The sequence below is a fragment of the Blastococcus sp. TF02A-35 genome, assembly GCF_004571075.1.
Classification (GTDB): domain Bacteria; phylum Actinomycetota; class Actinomycetes; order Mycobacteriales; family Geodermatophilaceae; genus Blastococcus.
Window position 1 is genome coordinate 13,744 of sequence record NZ_SPQP01000022.1, and the last position, 16,021, is coordinate 29,764.

Genomic DNA, 16,021 nt, shown 5'->3' on the forward strand with positions numbered 1-16,021 from the left:
CGGCGGGATCGGACGTCCCCCCTCACCCCTGCGCAGTACCGGTGAGCGGCCGCAGCGAGCAGTGCACCGCTATGTCGAAGCGGACCAGGCGCCGGTGTGGGCAACTCGTCCCGGGTGGTGGCGTGTGCATGTGGCACGGAGGTGCCGCCGGTCAGATCGCGCGGCAGCGGGAGGCCCGTCTGGCTGCTGCTGAGGCGCAGGCGATGTTCGCGGACACCTACAAGCCGCGGGACCCGGGGAGGCGCTGGCGGCGGCAGCCGTGAACGCCGACCAGGTGCTGCGGTCGCTGCAGCAGCGGGTGGAGCTGTCGGGTGAGCTGCGGGCGCACGACCTCGAGGCGTTGCGCACGTGGATGGAGTTGGTGTCCCGGCTCTCGAAGGCGGTGTTGGACGCCAAGGTCGACGAGCGCCGGATGCGGCTGTCGGAGCAGACGGCGGCCGAGTTCGTGGTGGCGATGAAGGCGGTGCTGGTCGCGTTGGGCCACGACCCGTCGCACCCTGCGGTGCTGCGGGTCGTGAGCACTCAGCTCAGGGCGCTCGATGCGGGGGCCGGCGCATGACCGTCGTGTGCCCACCTCGTGCCCACACTGCGGATCAGCGCAGGTCAGTCGCCCGTCAGGGGATCAGCTATCCCTGGGTCGGCGCCGCTTCAGAGGCTGGTGAACCCGGCGTCGCTCTGCGCCGGTCGCTTCAGCCAGTAGGTGTCCGAAGCGACGTCCACGGACAGCAGCTCCCAGCCGTCCTCTCCGAGCTCGTCGAGCAGTGCCACGGTGTGGTCGGGGCCCACGTTGTGCAGGTTGGCCTGCAGGTCGGACTGCATGGGCGACAGCACGTACTGCCGCCCCCCACCGCCGGGAAGGGGGACGACGCGAACCAACAGGTGCTCCCACTGCTCCATGCCTCGGACCGTAGTGGCTCGGCACGGGGCTCACATCCGCGTGCAGGTGACTCCGTCGTCGTCCGGGGTGCACGTCCATCGGCCGAAGCGCTCCACCTGGTCGGCGAGCAGCTGTCGGTCGGCGTCGGTGGTGGCGGGCGTGAACCCCTCAACGAGGGCCGCGGAAAGCTCGTCTCCGCGCCACAGGGGGCGCTCCCGGAAGGCGTCGACCACTGCGGCGCCGGTCAGGCGCAGCGTGTTGGCCAGGCGTCCGCTCAGGCTCTCGATGGCGCCTGCGGCCATGAAGGGGATCTGCTCGAGGTTGACCGCTTGCGTAACAGCCCCGCCGATCACGGGGATCGTCAGCACCCACCAGCCGCCCTCGCGCTGACACTCCACCTCATAGCTGTCCACGCCCGCGAGTGTGCCGGGTGGACGGCATGAAGCGCCCAGTCGAGCGTCAGCGGGAGTGGTGGGAGCAGGCGCAGACCGAGGCCCGTGCCCGTCTGGCGCGCATCGACCGCGGTGAGACGAGCGCGCCGGCGCAGGTCGTGCGCTGCCTGCGGCTTTTCGTCGGGCCGGAGATGCGGCGGTGACGGGCGCCGACCTCGACGAGCTGCGCCGGATCTTCTGCGCCGACCAAGCTGCGGCGGCGCTCGAGGACGCCTGCGAGGTGATCGCTGCGACGGCCGGCGCCCGTGGCGTGGACTACTCACAGCGCCCGTCAGGCTGGGTGCTGCATCTGATGCGGAGGGCTCGACGCATGCGGTGCGGGCATGGGCCGCGGGAGGGGGCAGGCGCGGTGGTGTTCGTGCCGGCACACGTGGGTCAGCTGCTGTGCCGTGCCTGCGCTCACCAGGTGGCGAAGGACCTGCGCCGGTCGCTGGATGGGCGCCGGTGCGACGTGTGCCGCGAGGAAGCCGCGCTGGAGCCGTTCATGTTCCAGCTCGACGCGCTGCTGGTCACCGGCCGATGCTGCGCCGGGTGCCGGCCGACCGTGTACGGGGAGGCGAGATGAACTATCCGCCGCTGATCTGCCCGGTGACCACCCCGCTGGCCACATCGACGATGAAGTCGCGGCTGGCGCTCCGAAAACCCTCGAGGATGCGCTTCGCGCGGCTCTTCGCCTCCTCGGTGGGGGCGTTCGCCACCGCGGCTTCGAGGGCGGCCATGAGCCGGTCTGCGGCGGTGTCGGGTGAAGGCCACTGGCCCACCTCGCGGCGCCCCGCGGCAGTCACCTTCGAGAAGAAGGCGAGCCCCCAGTCCGTGCCGCGGCCTTCGGCGAAGCCCGCATCGATGAGGGTTTCACCGATTGCAGCGACGGCGGCCTCGTCCATGTCGAGCGCCGTGGCGACCGCGCGCACGTCCACGCGGGTGGTCGTCGGGTCGTCCCCGAAGGCGCGGGCGACTTCCCGGAGGACGAGGAGGTCACGGCTGTACCAGGTGTCGGGCAACGGCTCCGGTCGGGTCACCGCTCCGACGCTAGTAGCCGCTGGCGGTGGCCGCTGATGGACACGTCGGGTCGGACGCCTCGTCGTCCTCGGCCGGCTCCGGTGTCGGGGGCGGCGGCTTGGGTGGTGACGGTGTTCCTAGGGCGGCAGGGCTTCGCGCAGTGGCTTCCTGGGCCGCTGGCGTCGCTGAGTCCGACGGAGCGGGAGCAGGTGGCCGAGGCGCTTCGGGACCTCCAGGAGGTCGCCGGGGAGTACCGCGAATGGCGGGCTTCCGAGGTCGGCAGCTCGGAAGGGGTGGACTCGGCACCGGCTGCACCGTTGTCGCATGAGATCAGCGTGCGTGAGGCGGCGGACATGCTGCGAGTGAGCGACCGGCGGGTCCGTCAGCTCTGCGACGAGGGCACCATCGGGGCCCGCAAGCCCGGGTGGTCCTGGCTCGTCGACCGGGCGAGCGTGGAGCTCCACCGGCGAGGTGCGGCGTGACGGCGGGCATCGACGCCGCCATCGCGTCTGCGTTCGGCCGCAAGCCCGCCGCGTCGACGTCCGAGTCCGCTGGCTGGCGCACGGGCCCACCCGGGAAGCTGACGGAGGCCGAGTTCACGGCCCGCTTCGGCACGCTGTCGAGCATGCACAGCCACGCGCAGTGGCAGGAGCACCAGCGTCGGCGTGCAGCCGTCGAGGAGACCGACCGGCAGATCGCCGAGGAGCAGAAGGTGCTGCGGCTGGCGGAGGCGCACGGCTGGGACTGGCTGCGGTCGAACAGCAGCGGCGAGCTGGCCACCGTGGCGGAGTCCGTGAAGCAGCGCCTCGGCGGATCGGGCACACAGCTGCGGGAGTCGCTGGCCGGCGCCCTGCTGGACGCCGGCATGCGGGTGCGCCTGCAGGAGGCCACCGCGGTCGCCCCGCGGCCCCTGACTGGTCGGCGGATCAGGGTCACGATCGCGACGCCTGGAATGGGTGCGAGCGGCCACTACGGCGCCGAGGTGCTCCAGGCCGCTGCCCGCGAGCGGGTCTTCCCGGCGGGCTTGCACATGATGATCGACCACAGCACGCCCAGCGAACAGCGCGAACGGCCTGAGGGGTCCGTCCGCGACCTCGCGGGGGTGCTCACCACCGACGCCCGCTGGGACGACAACGCCTTGGTGGCCGAGGCGGAGCTGATGCCGGCGCACGCGGATCTGTTGGCGCCCATGGCCAACGTGATCGGCGTGAGTCTGCGCGCCTCCGGGGACGTGGAGATGGGCGAGGTCGGCGGTCAGTACGTCCGCAAGATCACTCGCCTCATCCCTCCCGCCGTCTCGGTGGACTTCGTGACGAAGGCCGGTCGTGGTGGTCGGTTCGAGGTGCTCGAGTCGGAGCGTCCGCGATGGGACTGGTGAAGACGGTGACGGCAGCGATCCGGTCAAGGAAGTCCGCGGAGTCGGAGGTGGCCCGCCTGGAGCGTGCGGTGGCCACGTGGGAGGACGACGCGCAGCGCACCGCCACGGAGCTCGAGGAGCTGGAGGCGTCCACCGCGTCGCTCGTGGACTCCGACGATCCGCGCGCCGCTGCCCGCGAGATGGCAGGCAAGGCCATGGAGTTGCGCTTCCTGGTCGACGGTGCCCGTGCTGCGGCGGAGAAGAGCCGGCTGCAGCTGCGTGACGCCCGCGAGGAGCTGGCGCTGGCGCAGGCGGCGGAGAAGCGGCAGCAGGCCGCGAAGCTGACCGCGGAGGCCGACGCCCACCAGGTCAAGGTCGACGAGCTGCTGCGGCAGCTCGAGGAGCTTGACGGGCCGCGCTACGTGCCCGACTGGCCCACGCCCGAAGAGCACCAGCGACTCCTGAACACCTACGGCCGGGTGGAGCGGACGCTCTCGAAGAGCGAGGTGCTGCGGAAGCCCATCGGTCCGCTCCTGGCGGAGGCGGAGCAACTGGAGCGGCAGGTGCGGGAGGCCCGCGCCGATCGGGCTGAGAGGGAGTCGCCGGTGGTGCCGTCGGCTTCGGTCATCGTGCCCCGCTGGGACGACATCGACGGCACGAGCCAGGTGAGCTGCTCGGTGAATCGCGGCACCGGTTCGGTCACCTTTGAGGTGTCCACGAGTGCCGACGGCATCGATTTCGTGACACTGCCGGACGAGCAGGGGCGGCGCTCCTGGGGCAAGCGGGTGAAGCTGCAGGCTGGCGGCGGCAGGGCGACGGTCCGCTGCAACGGCCAGGTACTCGCCGAGGAGCACCGGCCGGGCCGTCTGCTGAACGACGGCGTCGCCCGCTGGTGGGTCGATGCGGTTCGCTGCCCGACCTGCCGGCATGTCGCGCCGGTGACGAAGCGCGCTCCCAGCAAGACATCGAGCTACACGGACGGCGACGTGCTGGCCATCGCCTGCCAGAGCGGCTGCCAAGTGCGCTCTCGGGACCTGGCCGGACAGGGCGCCCGATGACCAGGGTGCCGGGGCGTCAACGCCACCCGCAGCGCGCCGGGCATGGCGCTCGTCGGGACCGAAGGTGGCCACCAACAGCCCCTGCCCTCCTTGGGGCGGCCACCTGCGCCCTGGCACCCCATAACTTCACACGGAGCTGAGGACCACCTTGATCACCTGGGAGTACCGGACGCTGCTGATCGCGACGCAGCTGGGCACGTGGCTCGACCAGCTCAACGCGCTGGGCGCGGACGGCTGGGAGGTCGTCGGCCGCGACATCACCGAGGAGCGCAGCGTGCTCCTGCGCCGGCCTGCGCCGGCGGCGGCCGGGATGGTGACGGGTGACTAACCCCGGGCGGCGCCCGCGACGGTGCCGCGTGTCGTCCGGCCAGGGGGTGGCCTGATGCCGAGGGTTCTCGAGACCATCCTGACGGCCAGGAACCTGCTGTCCCCGGAGCTGTTGAAGGCCGCGAAGGACGTCACAGCGTTCAGCGCTCACGTGGCTGCGGCGAACGAGCGGGCCGCCACGTCGGCGACCACCTCGGCCCGCGCTCAGGCCGCCGCCACCACGGCGGTCACCACCGCGTCGAACAACGCCGCGGCCGCGACGACGAGCAGCGCCGCACGGCAGGCCGCCGCAGCCGACAAGATCGCCCTGTCGAACGTCAAGGCGTCGACGTCGGCCACCGCCTCGGCGCAGGCTCAGGCCCGAGCGCACTCCGCAGCCGCACAGTCGGCGACCACCGCCGCCCGCGTGCAGGAGTCCGCCAACCTCGCCCTGACCCGCTCCAACGGGCTCCTCGTCGGCTCCCTCGGCCCCCTCGCCACCGGGCTGGGCGCCACCGCCTTGGCCCTGGGCTACGCCGGGTACCGCGGCATGGAGTTCGACTCCGCCATGTCGCAGGTGCGAGCAGCCTCCCAGGCCACCGGCGCCACCCTCAACGAACTCCGCGAAACCGCCATCCAGGCCGGCGCCGACACCCAGTACAGCGCCGTCGAGGCCGCACAGGGCATCACCGAGCTGTCCAAGGCCGGCGTCCAGACCACCGACATCATCAACGGCGGGCTCAAGGGCGCCCTGGACCTGGCGGCCGCCGGGCAGATGGAGGTCGCCGACGCCGCCGAGCTCGGCGCCACTGCGCTGAACGTGTTCAACCTGCGCGGCGACCAGATGAACCACGTCGCCGACCTCCTGGCCGCCGGCGCCGGCAAGGCGCAGGGGTCCGTGCACGACCTGGGCATGGCCCTCAACCAGTCGGCGCTGGTCGCCTCCGCCACCGGTCTCACGATCGAGGAGACCACCGGCGCGCTGGCCGCGTTCGCGTCCGAGGGCCTCATCGGCTCCGACGCCGGCACCAGCTTCCGGCAGATGCTGCTGCACCTGCAGGCGCCGTCTGAGAAGGCCGCTGGGGTCATGTCCGACCTCGGCATCAGCCTGTACGACGCCAACGGCAAGTTCGTCGGCATGACGACCCTGGCCGGGCAGCTGCAGTCCCGGATGGGTCACCTGACGCAGCAGCAGCGCGACCAGGCGATGGCCACGATCTTCGGCGCCGACGCCGTTCGGGCCTCCAACATCCTGTTCGAGCAGGGCGCGACCGGGCTGCAGCAGTGGATCGACAAGACCAACGACGCCGGGTTCGCGCAGCGGCAGGCCGCCGACCTGACGAACAACCTGCGCGGCGACCTCGAGCGGCTCGGCGGCGCGGTGGACGCGGTGTTCACCCAGATGGGAGACGGTGCACAGGGTCCGCTTCGGCTGCTGGTGCAGGGCCTCACCGGCCTCGTCACGGTCGCCGGAGACATCGTCAGCGGCATCTCCGCCCTCCCCACCCCGGTTCTCGCGGCCGCGGCCGCCTGGGGTGTCTTCCGCTTGGCCACCGGCCCCCTCGCGGGCACCCTGTCCGCGACCGGGACGGCCATCCAGAACCTCACGACGAGCATGTCGAACGCCGTCGGGTCCGCCGCCGGGCTGCGCGCAGCCGCGAGTGGTCTCGTCGGCGCGTTCGGCGGCCCCTGGGGCCTCGCCATCACCGGCGCCACCCTCGGCCTCGGCTCACTGGTCTCCTGGCTGGACCAGTCCAGCGTCTCCACGGAGCAGGCCGCCAGCTACCAGCAACGTCTGGCGGATGCCCTAGAAGAGTCCAACGGGGCCCTCAACGAGAACGTCCGGGCGATCGCCGCCCGAGAGGCCGCCGACACCAAGATCGGTGACAGCAATCTGCTGTCCGTGTCCCGCGAGCTTGGGCTGGACCTTCCTAAGGTCACCGACGCGCTGCTCGGCAATGAGGCTGCCTACGGCGAGCTGCGCACGGCTACTGACGCGTACCTGCAGAAGGCGCTGGAGGCGGCCGACTTCAACAGCGAGGACCCGTCCTTCGTCGCGGCGATGGACAAGGTCGACGGCTACCGGGGCGCCCTTGAGGAGCTGTTTCCCGACCTGGCCGGCATGAAGCAGGGGCAGGAGGATGTCGCCGCCGCTACCGCCGAGACCGGTGGTGCGATGGAGGCCTCGGCCGGTCATGTCCGCGACTTCGGCGCTGAAGCGGACGAGGCGAAGAAGGCTGTCGACGCGCTGAAGGCCGGCCTGGACGCGCTCACCGGGGCCACGGTCACCACCTTCGAGGCCGAGTCCCAGCTTGCCGCGGCCGTCGATGAGGCGATCGGTGCGGTCGACGGACTCACGGGATCGGTGCTGAACGCCGACGGGACGCTCAACGCCTACTCCGAGTCGGGCCGACAGGCCGGTGACGTGCTCCTCGAGGTGCGAGACAAGGGCAACCAGCTCATCTCCACCCTGCGGCAGCAGGGCGCTACTGAGGACGAGGTCCGAGCGCGGGACGCCCAGCTGAGGCAGTCGTTCATTGACACCGCGGCCAGGATGGGCATCTCGTCACAGGCCGCCAACCGGCTGGCCGACGACATCCTGGGCATCCCCGACCAGCGCCTCACCCGGATCACCGCGGACGCCAGTCAGGCGAACGCTGAGATCGACGCGCTCGAGAACAAGATCCGCACTGCGGGTGGGCGGGTCGTCTACACCGCACCGAACGTCCGCAACGTCACGGGCATCTCGGCCAGGGCCGCCGGCGGCATCATCGAGGGTCCCGGCACTGGCACGTCTGACTCGATTCTCGGGATCGATCGCCAGACCGGCGCCCCCACCTCCTGGGTGTCTGCTGGAGAGTTCGTCGTCAACAAGCGGGTCACCGACGAGAACCGCCAGCTCATCGAGGCCATCAACGCGGGGCGTTTGACCCAGAAGGACGTGCTGCCACTGTTGGCCGCAGGCGGCCGCGTGGAGGGTGGCACCACCTACTACGTGGGGATGGGTCCGGCGAAGCTGGCCGAGCTCGAGGAGGCTCTGCTCGAGCGGTACGGCGAGCCCAGCGGCGGCGGGTCGGCGAACGGCCTCCTGCCGATCATGGCGGCGGCCCGCCAGTACGTGATGGACGTCTACGGGGTCCGCAACATCGGCGGGTTCGCCAAGCGGAACATCGCGGGCACCAACACGCCGTCGGACCACGGCATGGGCAAGGCGATCGACGTCATGACGTCGAACCTGCAGCTGGGTTGGGCGATCGCCAACGACTTCGCTTTCGGTGCGGCCAGTAACCGGTTCCGCGCCGAGAACGTGATCTGGCAGCAGTCGATCAGCAGCAACGGTGGGCCGTTCAAGCGGATGGCCGACCGCGGGTCGCCGACGCAGAACCACTACGACCACGTGCACATCGACACGTTCGACCGTGGCGGTGTCGCGGTCGGCCAGGGCTACCTGCCGAAGGCCACCATCGCCCCGGAGCGGGTGCTGGACCCCCGCCAGACGCAGGCGTTCGAGGAGTGGATGGCCCGCCCGGCCGCGGCGATGCCGGGCTACGGCATGGCCCCGCAGATGGTCGTGGCAGCAGCACCGGCCCCGCCCAACGTCACCGTGGAGGCGCGCGTGTTCCTCGGCGACCGGGAGATCACCGACATCGTCCGGATCGAGTCCAGGGCCGTCGTCGACGGCCGCCTCGAGGACTACTACCGGCAGCGGGTCCGGCGGTGACCGTCACGATCGTCGGCGAGCGCCCCAACTACCAGCACCTGCAGCTACTCGCCCCCGTTCTGTCGGGGAACGTAGCTACGGTGCCGCCATGCCTGTGAACTTCACGCCCGAGGAGGGTGCAGCGCTGACGCTGGCCGCGAGCCGTCGTGCCTACCAGCTCATGCGGCACTTCGACCTTGGCGACGGGGAGGGCGCCGCCCAGCTGCTCATCAACGTCGAGAGCCCCAACGAGTGGATGGCCCTCGGGAGCGCCTTGAAGTCAGCGCAAACCACGACCGCCAAGAGCCTGGACTCGGAGGCGCAGCACCGCTGCGCCGTCGCCCAGGAAACGCTGCATCAGCGCTGCCTGGCGTCGAACGGCGAGAATGTGGCCCTTGCCGACTGGATCTTCACCTCGGCCAAGTTGGCGGTGGCTCTGAAGCGGGCGGCCGAGCCGGACCAGGCCGCTCGGCTGGCCTTCTACGAGTCCCGCGCGCGCATGGTGTTCGACGCCGAAGAGAAGGGGTCGCGCGGTCCCGGCCGCGGTACGAGACAGAAGTCGGCGCGGAGCGGTACGTCATAGCCTCCTGAGGCGCCCTCAGGGGGCGCTCAGGGCGGCTAGCTGGGAGCCCCGTCGAGGGAACAGTCAGTCGGTCGGTCCGTCCACGAACAGGCGACCCGGCACAAGATCACTAGGCGAATCGACACACCTGCGCACTACCTTGGGCGAATGACCTCTCAGGCACCCGGCTCAGGTTGAGCTAGGGCGCCTCGTGGTCGATAAGCCAGTCGAGACGAGGGGAGGCAGCCGTGGACCCAGACAGCGACTTCTCGCTGGTGATCACCGCGAGAGGCCCCGCCACAACTGGTGGTCGGCTACCCCTATCTGAGTTGGCTCGGGTCGCCGGTGAGTTCCAGGCGACACTGGAGCGCATCGCGCTAGGCCTCTCCGGGGGGGCCGCGCAAAGTGGCGGTCGGAGGCCGGCGGACATCGTTGAGGCGGTTCGTCTCGAGATACGCGGCTTCAGGGTCGGGTCGGCAGTCCTCGAGGTCGACCGTGCGCAAGGGGCGCTTTTCGACCATGAGCTCTTAGCGCAGTCGTTCGAGGTGTTGGAGGCCGGAGCGAGTGCGATCGTTGCAGGCGACGTAAAGGCACTTCCGGAGCCGTTCACGGCTCCCGTGCTGGATGGCCTTCTGCACATGTCCGGCGGTATCGCAGAGGCCGCCGTGGCCGCGGTGGACTTCGACCTCAACGGGCACCGCATGCTGCACGTGGACAGCGCCTTCCGTCAGGCTGTGCGAGTCATGCGGCGCTCCCGCCACTACGATCAAGCAAGCCTGGTCGGTCGGCTGCAGATGGGCGACTTCGCGCTGTCGGCCCTCCGCTGTCGTATCGATACGATCGATTCCAGTATCCTCTGCAACTTCGACGAGTCGATGCGGCCGCAGGTGCTCGCCGACATGGACAGCATGGTCATCGCCTCTGGCATTGCCGAGTTCGGGATTGGCGGAACGATGCGCTCACTCGATCTCGTGGACCTCGAGGTGGTCCCCGAGGGAAGCCGGCGCACGTTCGAGGAACTGGCTGCTGAGCAGGGCGTCGGACTCATCTCTGACGCCGCCGAGTTCGGACTGTCGGAAGACGTGCCCGAGGACGACTTCGAGAGCTTCTTCCAGTCCGCTCTCTCCGCACGGGCGGAGTGACCGACCCGGTGCCAGCCCCACACATCATCCTCGACACGGATGCCTTCTCCTTCCTCATCGCTCGGCGACCGCAAGCGGTGAACTACGGGCCGGTACTCAGGGGTCGAGTTCCAGCGCTGGCGTTCGTCTCGGTTGCTGAGCTGCGATTCGGCGCGTTGGACGGGGGTTGGGGTGACCGTCGCAAGGCGGATCTTGAGGCGCAGATCAAGAAGTGCGTGATCCTCCCCTTCGACGATCAGCTGACCCTGGTCTGGGCGCAGCTGCGCCATCAGGCGAAGCAGCAGGGCTTGGCGCTGGCCCAGGCCAGCCAGGCCAACGACTGCTGGATCGCCGCGTGCGGCGTCTACTACGACGCACCCATCCTCACGGGCAACATGAGGCACTTCGCCGGGCTCGGCGTGCAGCTCATCGACGGATCAGGCGCCTAGTCCGCCGCCGTAGTGCGCCGACAGGGCCGGTGGTGGGAGCCGTCGGCACTGCCACCCTGGACGTCGCCGGCGGGGTGACCCCGCCGGCGGCTACGGCACCCCGCCCACACGGTCTGGCACCCGCCGGCCGCAGCGCCACCGCTTCGGTCCCCGCACGCCCAGGCCGGGCGGCGGGGACCGTCACCCCACGGTTCAGGACCCGGCCGGTGGGACAATGACGCCAGCCACGGCCTCGGTGGCGGCGTCGTAGACCACCCGGATGTTCGGGCAGTAGGCGTCGATGAAGTAGGCCCGCCCCTCCAGAAAGTGGTCGTACTCCGTGCCGGTGTACAGGGTCTGCATGGTGGTCAGGAACTCGCGCATCTCCGGGAGGGTGTTGTCGCATGTGTTTCCGGCGACGCTGACCGCCTCGTCAGGCTTTACCTCCGGCGTCAGGCCGGCGGAGTCCATCTCCTCGAGATAGACGTCGTAGGGCTCGGTTGGCTCTGCCGGCTCTGCGGCGGGGGCGGTCTGCACCGCCTCCTCGTCCGCCTCACCTCCGCATGCGGCCACGAGTCCGAGGATGGCCCCAAGGGCCAAGATTCTGCGCATGACCGCCCCGTTCTGATTGGTGGACGAGACCGTATCGGTTCCGGACGACAGAACACGAGGTGGTCCCGCCCCGGGGCATGTCGGGGCGGGACCACCTCGGTTAGCTCGATTCAGCCACGTATGGGTGGATCACCTCCCAGATGCGGGCGATCAGGGCGATCACAACGACGACGCTGCGGATCGGCGGGCGGGTGGACGGGGCGCGATGCTTGCTCACGCCCCGTACGTCTGCGAACCGGAGCCCCGCTGCTCAGTCGAGCTCGGCGAGCAGGTCGAGGAACCAGGCCGGCGGCGCCTGCACCATGTGCCAGCCTCGGTCAGCGGTGAAGGCGAGCGCCGCCCGCTCGGGTGCCACCTGCAGCGGCTGTGCGGGCCGTGGGGCGTCCGGGACGACCCACAGGCGCGGACGCCTCATCGACACCCCCTGCTCAAGCAGAAGCCGCCTCACCGTCGAGTGCGAGACACCCATGCGTGCAGCCACCTGCCGCAGCGACCTCCGCTCCCCCTCGTACAGCTGCCGCGCCTCCAAGCCGCGGTCCGGGGTGTCGGTCAGCGCCGCCGTCACTGCTGGCCTCCAAGGTCGACGCTGCCCGCGTAGTCGACCATCGCCTGCGCGAACAGTTCCCCCGCCGGGGCGTCCTTCGGCAGGAAGCTCATCACGACCTCAACCTCCTCGAGGGTCGCGTCCCAGCTCGGCCCGCTGCGCCGGTCACGGTCGACGTAGAAGCGGGCCGGCGTGCCCACATCGTCCTGGTGCCACCAGCCGCCGAGCTCGTCGCTGACCTGGATCATGCGACCAACGCAGGGCGTCTCGTCCAGCTCGGCGCCCTCAGCGTTCAACTCGTGCTGCTTCGGGTCGCACCACGTCTCGTGCTTCCAGTAGCGGTAGCGGCGCAGCTCGGTCAGGAACTCCACGACAGAGTCCACCTCAGCGGCGTCGAGCGACCAGTCGCGACCGTTCAGCTGAAGAGTCTGTCGGGGGGTGCCGATAGCGTTCTTCGTCAAGGTCCTCATCCTCCTGGGGGTGGGGATCTAGGGCCCGTCGTCAGCGCCAACTGATGACGGGCCCGCCTCGTCTCAGCCGGGCGGCGGAGACGTGTCTGTGGAGGCGCGTCGTCGCGCCTGTTCTCGCTGCGCCCGGATCTGGGCGGCCAGCTCTTCGACGACGGGGCCGCCGGGCACGTAGGCCTCACGCGCGGCGTCCATCACCGGAAGGGCGTCACGGCGTGCACGGCCGGCGTTGAACGCCCGCGCCGCCGCGGCGAAGCACTCCTCGCGGGTCGGCAGGCGATGGCCGTGAGGCACCGGCAGCGGCCCCCAGTACGGGATCAGGTCGCCGCTCATTGCCATCCCTCGCTCAGGCGTCGTGCGGTGATGCGACGCTCGATCTCGTCGACCGACGGGCCTCCCGGGCGCCAGGCGGCTTGGGCTGCCTGCCGCGGGCTGAGCGCGTCCCGCCGTTCGATGGCGGCGGCCAGCGCGGCGCCGGCGGCCGCGAAGCACTCCTCGCGAGAGGGGCGTCCGCCGGTCATCGCGCTGCCCTCCGCGTACGAGAGTCGATGAACGACTGCAGGTCATCGCGACGGACTCGGGTCTTCGCCTGCTTGCCGGTCGCTCGCACGTCCACGGCACGCAGCGCGCCTGTCGAGATGAGGTCGTAGACCGTGCCCCGGTCCTTGTAGCCGAGCACCGCGGCGGTCTCCGGGATCGTGAGCAGCTCAGTCGGAGAACTCGTGGCCTGCGTGCCCGTTCGTCGGCGACCCCAGAACTCCTCGACCTGGTCCCTGTACGGCTGCAGCAGCTTGGCCAGCGTCTTGATCTCGTTGTCGGTCATGGCGCAGACGATGGCGGGCGCGTGTGACGGTTCGCTCGTGATACCCGGCGCGATACCGCCGCCGATGTATTCGGGTGCATCTGGATGCCTGAAAGCGACAATCAGACAGTCTTTCCCCCGCCTGGCAGGCGGCATTCTGCTGGCGCATGCATCTCGATGCAGGTGGTCCGACGGGAGTTCAAGTCCCCCCTCGGACACAGACGGAGCCCCAGGAACCGGCAGCACCGGCACCTGGGGCTTCTTGCTTCCCGGGCCACCGCGCGGCCCCGTGGCGCCTTAGCCGACGTGCCAGTACCGGCGGATGAGCTCGTCGCGGGCCTCGTCGTCCCCGGAGACGTCGCCGGCGTGTTCCTCGGCCTCGCGCAGGCCGGCGAGCACCGCGTCGACGAGCGCGGCGGGGAAGACGCCGTCGGCCTCGAACAGCTCGCGCTCGGCCTCCAGGGCATCGGCGGACTCGCCGCACGAGGTGGGCAGCTGCTCGAAGTCGTCCTCGTCGTGGTCGGCGGCGTCCAGCCGCTCGGCCAGCTCCAGGCTGCCCTCGTCGGCCAGCCCGCGTCTCGCGGCGACGGCCATGCCGGCCAGCAGCAGGTGCACGTCGGCCGAGCCGTCGCCGACGCGCAGCTCGACGGTCTGGGGGTGGGTGGCCGGCTCGGGGACCGGCTCGGTGCTGCCCGGGTTGGCGTGGGCGACCATCCCGGGCAGCACGTCGCCGTTCCAGGCCAGGGGTACCCGGACCAGCCCGGTGCGGTCCTTCTCGCCCCAGCAGATGGCGCCGGGCGACTCGTCCCCCTCGGCGAACCGCAGGTAGGACGTGGGCACCGTGTTGCCGAACGCCGTGAGCGCCCGCGCCGTCTGCAGGTAGCCGGCGACCAGCCGGCGCCCCGTGTCGTTGAGCCCGTCCTCCCCGACGATGGCGTTGGCGCCGTCGCGCACCAGCCGGCTGTGCACGTGCAGGCCGTTGCCCGCACCCTCGCCGCTGACCAGCGGGGCGAACGTCGCCTCCAGCCCGTGCGCGGCCGCCACCTCCCGCACCACCCACTTGGTCAGGACCAGGGCGTCCGCGGCCTGTTCCACCGGCACCGGCTGCAGCTCGATCTCGTGCTGGACCAGCTGCCGGTCCTCCTCGAGGATGTTGCCGACCTCGCCGTGGGCGTACTTCAGCCGCACCCCCATGGCGGTGAGGTGGCCCAGCACCTGCTCGCGGACCCGCTGCCCCTTCGAGAAGGGGGTCGACTCCTGGTAGCCGCGCTCCTCCTCGACCGGGTAGATCCGCTCCGGCTCGTCGACGAGGTAGTACTCCAGCTCGCCGAATGCCTCCAGCGTCATGCCGGTCTCCCGCGTGAGCGCCTCGGCAGCCCGCCGCACGACCTGCTCGCGGGCGTAGGGCAGCGGCTGCCCCGACTCGTCGTAGAAGGAGCACAGCAGGTCGAGCGAGGGCCGCTCCCCGAAGGGGTTGACGAAGGCGGTCCGGTGCCGCGGGACGACGTACACGTCGCTGGCGTCGGTGTCGGTGCCCTCGAAGACGCTGGAGCCGTCCACCCGCTCGCCCCGGACCAGCACCTCCAGCAGGTGCTCGCGGGAGCTGACCGGGAAGGCCAGGGTCTTCAGCCGCCCGTCGCCACCGACGTAGCGCAGGTTCACCTGGCGCAGCCCCAGCTCCTCGACCGCCCGGACGAGGTCGGCGCCGGTGAGCTCGGCCGCGGGCTTGCCGAGCAGGCGGACGATCGGGCTGGGCTCGAGCGCGTCGATGGGCATGTCCCGTTCTACCAGCGCCGGGCCGGAACCGTCCGGTGACGACGACGCCGCCGGTCCGGGCGGCATGATCAGCGCCATCCGCACCCTGCTGGACGAGGAAGGCACCGCATGGACGTCACGGTCACCAACGCACCAGAGCGCAGGCGCTACGAGGCGCGGGTCGACGGCGCCCTCGCCGCGATCGCCGACTACATCCCGACCGACGAGCTCGTGGCGTTCACGCACACCGAGGTCCTGCCCGAGTTCGAGGGGAAGGGCGTGGGCAGCGTCCTGGTCCGCCATGCCCTGGACGACGTCCGTGGGCAGCAGCTGGCCGTGCTGGCCGTCTGCCCCTTCGTCAGCGGCTACGTGCAGCGCCACCCCGAGTACGCCGACCTGCTCTACCGGTCGCGGACCCGCGCGGTCGTGGACTGAGCCGGCGCTGACGCCCGCCGGCCACGGCGCGCGCGAGCGCGGTGGTGCCCTGGTCGGGCCGGTCACGCCAGGATGAGCGCATGCCTTCCCGGACGCCGACGTCTCGCGCGGTGGCGGCTCTGGTGACCGGAGCCGCCACCGCGCTGCACTACTCCCTGCCCGACCTGGTCGCCGACCGCCGGACGCGCGGCTGGGTGAAGGTCGGGACCACCGCCGTCGCCGTCGCCGCCTCCCTGCCCGAGGTGCGGAGGACGTGGCCCGGCGGGCAGAGGCAGCAGGCGGCCGACGGAGCCCCCTCCCTCGCCCAGGCGTTCCGCGCGCTGCCGGCTGCACGCAAGGCCGTCGCCCTCGCCCCACTGGTCGCCGTGGCCGGCGTGACGGCAGGCTGGCTGGCCGTCGTCGAACGGTGGATCTTCCGGCGGGGCCAGGCGCGGGCGGCGGCCGGCAAGCGGCTGCCGCACACCGGCCCCGCGCTGGCGTACGGCGCCGTCGCCGGCGCGATGTGGTTCATCGAGCCACCCGCCGACCGCAGGTGACCGGCCGCGC

22 protein-coding genes and 1 pseudogene are annotated in these 16,021 nt (G+C 71.1%); 13 read left to right on the forward strand and 10 right to left on the reverse strand.

Annotated features, from left to right (window positions below):
• The first annotated feature begins 259 nt into the window (after nt 1-259).
• Nucleotides 260-559: a hypothetical protein gene (locus E4P43_RS11830; RefSeq protein WP_135145660.1), complete on the forward strand. Its 300-nt coding sequence runs from the start codon at nt 260-262 to the stop codon at nt 557-559.
• An 89-nt stretch (nt 560-648) separates the two neighbouring features.
• Here the strand turns inward: E4P43_RS11830 and E4P43_RS11835 are convergent, their stop codons facing one another.
• Nucleotides 649-897, reverse strand: coding sequence for a hypothetical protein (locus E4P43_RS11835; RefSeq protein WP_135145661.1), 249 nt, complete (start codon nt 895-897; stop codon nt 649-651).
• Between the two features lie 30 nt (nt 898-927).
• On the reverse strand, nt 928-1,290 hold the full coding sequence (locus E4P43_RS11840) for a hypothetical protein (RefSeq protein ID WP_135145662.1): 363 nt from the start codon (nt 1,288-1,290) through the stop codon (nt 928-930).
• A 26-nt stretch (nt 1,291-1,316) separates the two neighbouring features.
• Between E4P43_RS11840 and E4P43_RS19925 the strand changes: the two genes are divergently transcribed.
• Both E4P43_RS19925 and E4P43_RS11845 read left to right on the forward strand, forming a co-directional pair.
• Nucleotides 1,317-1,472 (forward strand): hypothetical protein, encoded by a 156-nt coding sequence (locus tag E4P43_RS19925; protein WP_167759162.1) that lies wholly within the window; start codon nt 1,317-1,319, stop codon nt 1,470-1,472.
• On the forward strand, nt 1,469-1,894 hold the full coding sequence (locus E4P43_RS11845; protein ID WP_135145665.1) for a hypothetical protein: 426 nt from the start codon (nt 1,469-1,471) through the stop codon (nt 1,892-1,894). Before E4P43_RS19925 ends, E4P43_RS11845 begins: the two co-directional genes overlap by 4 nt.
• A 1-nt stretch (nt 1,895) precedes the next feature.
• On the opposite strand, the gene E4P43_RS11850 is transcribed toward E4P43_RS11845, so the two are convergent.
• On the reverse strand, nt 1,896-2,348 hold the full coding sequence (locus tag E4P43_RS11850; RefSeq protein ID WP_135145667.1) for a hypothetical protein: 453 nt from the start codon (nt 2,346-2,348) through the stop codon (nt 1,896-1,898).
• A 102-nt stretch (nt 2,349-2,450) separates the two neighbouring features.
• On the opposite strand from E4P43_RS11850, the gene E4P43_RS11855 reads away from it, so the two are divergent.
• From E4P43_RS11855 to E4P43_RS11890, 8 genes are all read left to right on the forward strand, one after another.
• Nucleotides 2,451-2,810, forward strand: a complete 360-nt coding sequence (locus E4P43_RS11855; protein WP_167759163.1) for a helix-turn-helix domain-containing protein — start codon at nt 2,451-2,453, stop codon at nt 2,808-2,810.
• Nucleotides 2,807-3,706 carry a hypothetical protein gene (locus tag E4P43_RS11860; protein ID WP_135145669.1) on the forward strand — a complete coding sequence of 300 codons (900 nt, stop codon included), beginning with the start codon at nt 2,807-2,809 and terminating at the stop codon, nt 3,704-3,706. The genes E4P43_RS11855 and E4P43_RS11860 overlap by 4 nt, the downstream gene beginning before the upstream one ends.
• The gene (locus E4P43_RS11865) at nt 3,694-4,743 is read left to right on the forward strand and encodes a hypothetical protein (RefSeq protein ID WP_135145671.1); all 1,050 of its coding nucleotides are present in this window, start codon (nt 3,694-3,696) and stop codon (nt 4,741-4,743) included. The genes E4P43_RS11860 and E4P43_RS11865 overlap by 13 nt, the downstream gene beginning before the upstream one ends.
• 148 nt (nt 4,744-4,891) lie before the next feature.
• Nucleotides 4,892-5,071, forward strand: a complete 180-nt coding sequence (locus tag E4P43_RS11870) for a hypothetical protein (RefSeq protein ID WP_135145672.1) — start codon at nt 4,892-4,894, stop codon at nt 5,069-5,071.
• Nucleotides 5,072-5,125: 54 nt separating this feature from the next.
• Complete coding sequence (locus E4P43_RS11875; protein WP_135145674.1) at nt 5,126-8,770, forward strand: phage tail tape measure protein; 3,645 nt, start codon at nt 5,126-5,128, stop codon at nt 8,768-8,770.
• Between the two features lie 88 nt (nt 8,771-8,858).
• Nucleotides 8,859-9,332 carry a hypothetical protein gene (locus E4P43_RS11880; RefSeq protein ID WP_135145676.1) on the forward strand — a complete coding sequence of 158 codons (474 nt, stop codon included), beginning with the start codon at nt 8,859-8,861 and terminating at the stop codon, nt 9,330-9,332.
• A gap of 227 nt (nt 9,333-9,559) precedes the next feature.
• On the forward strand, nt 9,560-10,453 hold the full coding sequence (locus E4P43_RS11885; protein WP_135145678.1) for a hypothetical protein: 894 nt from the start codon (nt 9,560-9,562) through the stop codon (nt 10,451-10,453).
• A complete protein-coding gene (locus tag E4P43_RS11890; protein WP_135145680.1) occupies nt 10,450-10,881 on the forward strand; it encodes a PIN domain-containing protein in 432 nt (143 codons plus the stop codon). Before E4P43_RS11885 ends, E4P43_RS11890 begins: the two co-directional genes overlap by 4 nt.
• Before the next feature lie 192 nt (nt 10,882-11,073).
• Here the strand turns inward: E4P43_RS11890 and E4P43_RS11895 are convergent, their stop codons facing one another.
• The 7 genes from E4P43_RS11895 to E4P43_RS11920 form a co-directional block, all read right to left on the reverse strand.
• Entirely contained in the window at nt 11,074-11,472 is a 399-nt protein-coding gene (locus E4P43_RS11895; RefSeq protein WP_167759164.1) for a hypothetical protein, read from the reverse strand.
• A gap of 250 nt (nt 11,473-11,722) precedes the next feature.
• On the reverse strand, nt 11,723-11,887 hold the full coding sequence (locus tag E4P43_RS19930) for a hypothetical protein (RefSeq protein WP_167759165.1): 165 nt from the start codon (nt 11,885-11,887) through the stop codon (nt 11,723-11,725).
• Between the two features lie 146 nt (nt 11,888-12,033).
• Nucleotides 12,034-12,477 (reverse strand): hypothetical protein, encoded by a 444-nt coding sequence (locus tag E4P43_RS11900; RefSeq protein WP_135145684.1) that lies wholly within the window; start codon nt 12,475-12,477, stop codon nt 12,034-12,036.
• Between the two features lie 72 nt (nt 12,478-12,549).
• Nucleotides 12,550-12,816: a hypothetical protein gene (locus tag E4P43_RS11905; protein WP_135145685.1), complete on the reverse strand. Its 267-nt coding sequence runs from the start codon at nt 12,814-12,816 to the stop codon at nt 12,550-12,552.
• Nucleotides 12,813-13,004, reverse strand: coding sequence for a hypothetical protein (locus E4P43_RS11910; protein WP_135145687.1), 192 nt, complete (start codon nt 13,002-13,004; stop codon nt 12,813-12,815). Before E4P43_RS11910 ends, E4P43_RS11905 begins: the two co-directional genes overlap by 4 nt.
• Complete coding sequence (locus E4P43_RS19935; RefSeq protein WP_167759166.1) at nt 13,001-13,306, reverse strand: helix-turn-helix domain-containing protein; 306 nt, start codon at nt 13,304-13,306, stop codon at nt 13,001-13,003. Before E4P43_RS19935 ends, E4P43_RS11910 begins: the two co-directional genes overlap by 4 nt.
• A 276-nt stretch (nt 13,307-13,582) precedes the next feature.
• On the reverse strand, nt 13,583-15,061 hold the full coding sequence (locus E4P43_RS11920; RefSeq protein WP_135145690.1) for a glutamine synthetase family protein: 1,479 nt from the start codon (nt 15,059-15,061) through the stop codon (nt 13,583-13,585).
• Nucleotides 15,062-15,142: 81 nt separating this feature from the next.
• On the opposite strand from E4P43_RS11920, the pseudogene E4P43_RS11925 reads away from it, so the two are divergent.
• Both E4P43_RS11925 and E4P43_RS11930 read left to right on the forward strand, forming a co-directional pair.
• A pseudogene (locus tag E4P43_RS11925) lies at nt 15,143-15,475 on the forward strand (GNAT family N-acetyltransferase); the annotation flags it as partial.
• A gap of 122 nt (nt 15,476-15,597) precedes the next feature.
• Nucleotides 15,598-16,011, forward strand: a complete 414-nt coding sequence (locus E4P43_RS11930) for a hypothetical protein (protein WP_135145693.1) — start codon at nt 15,598-15,600, stop codon at nt 16,009-16,011.
• Nucleotides 16,012-16,021: the final 10 nt, after the last annotated feature.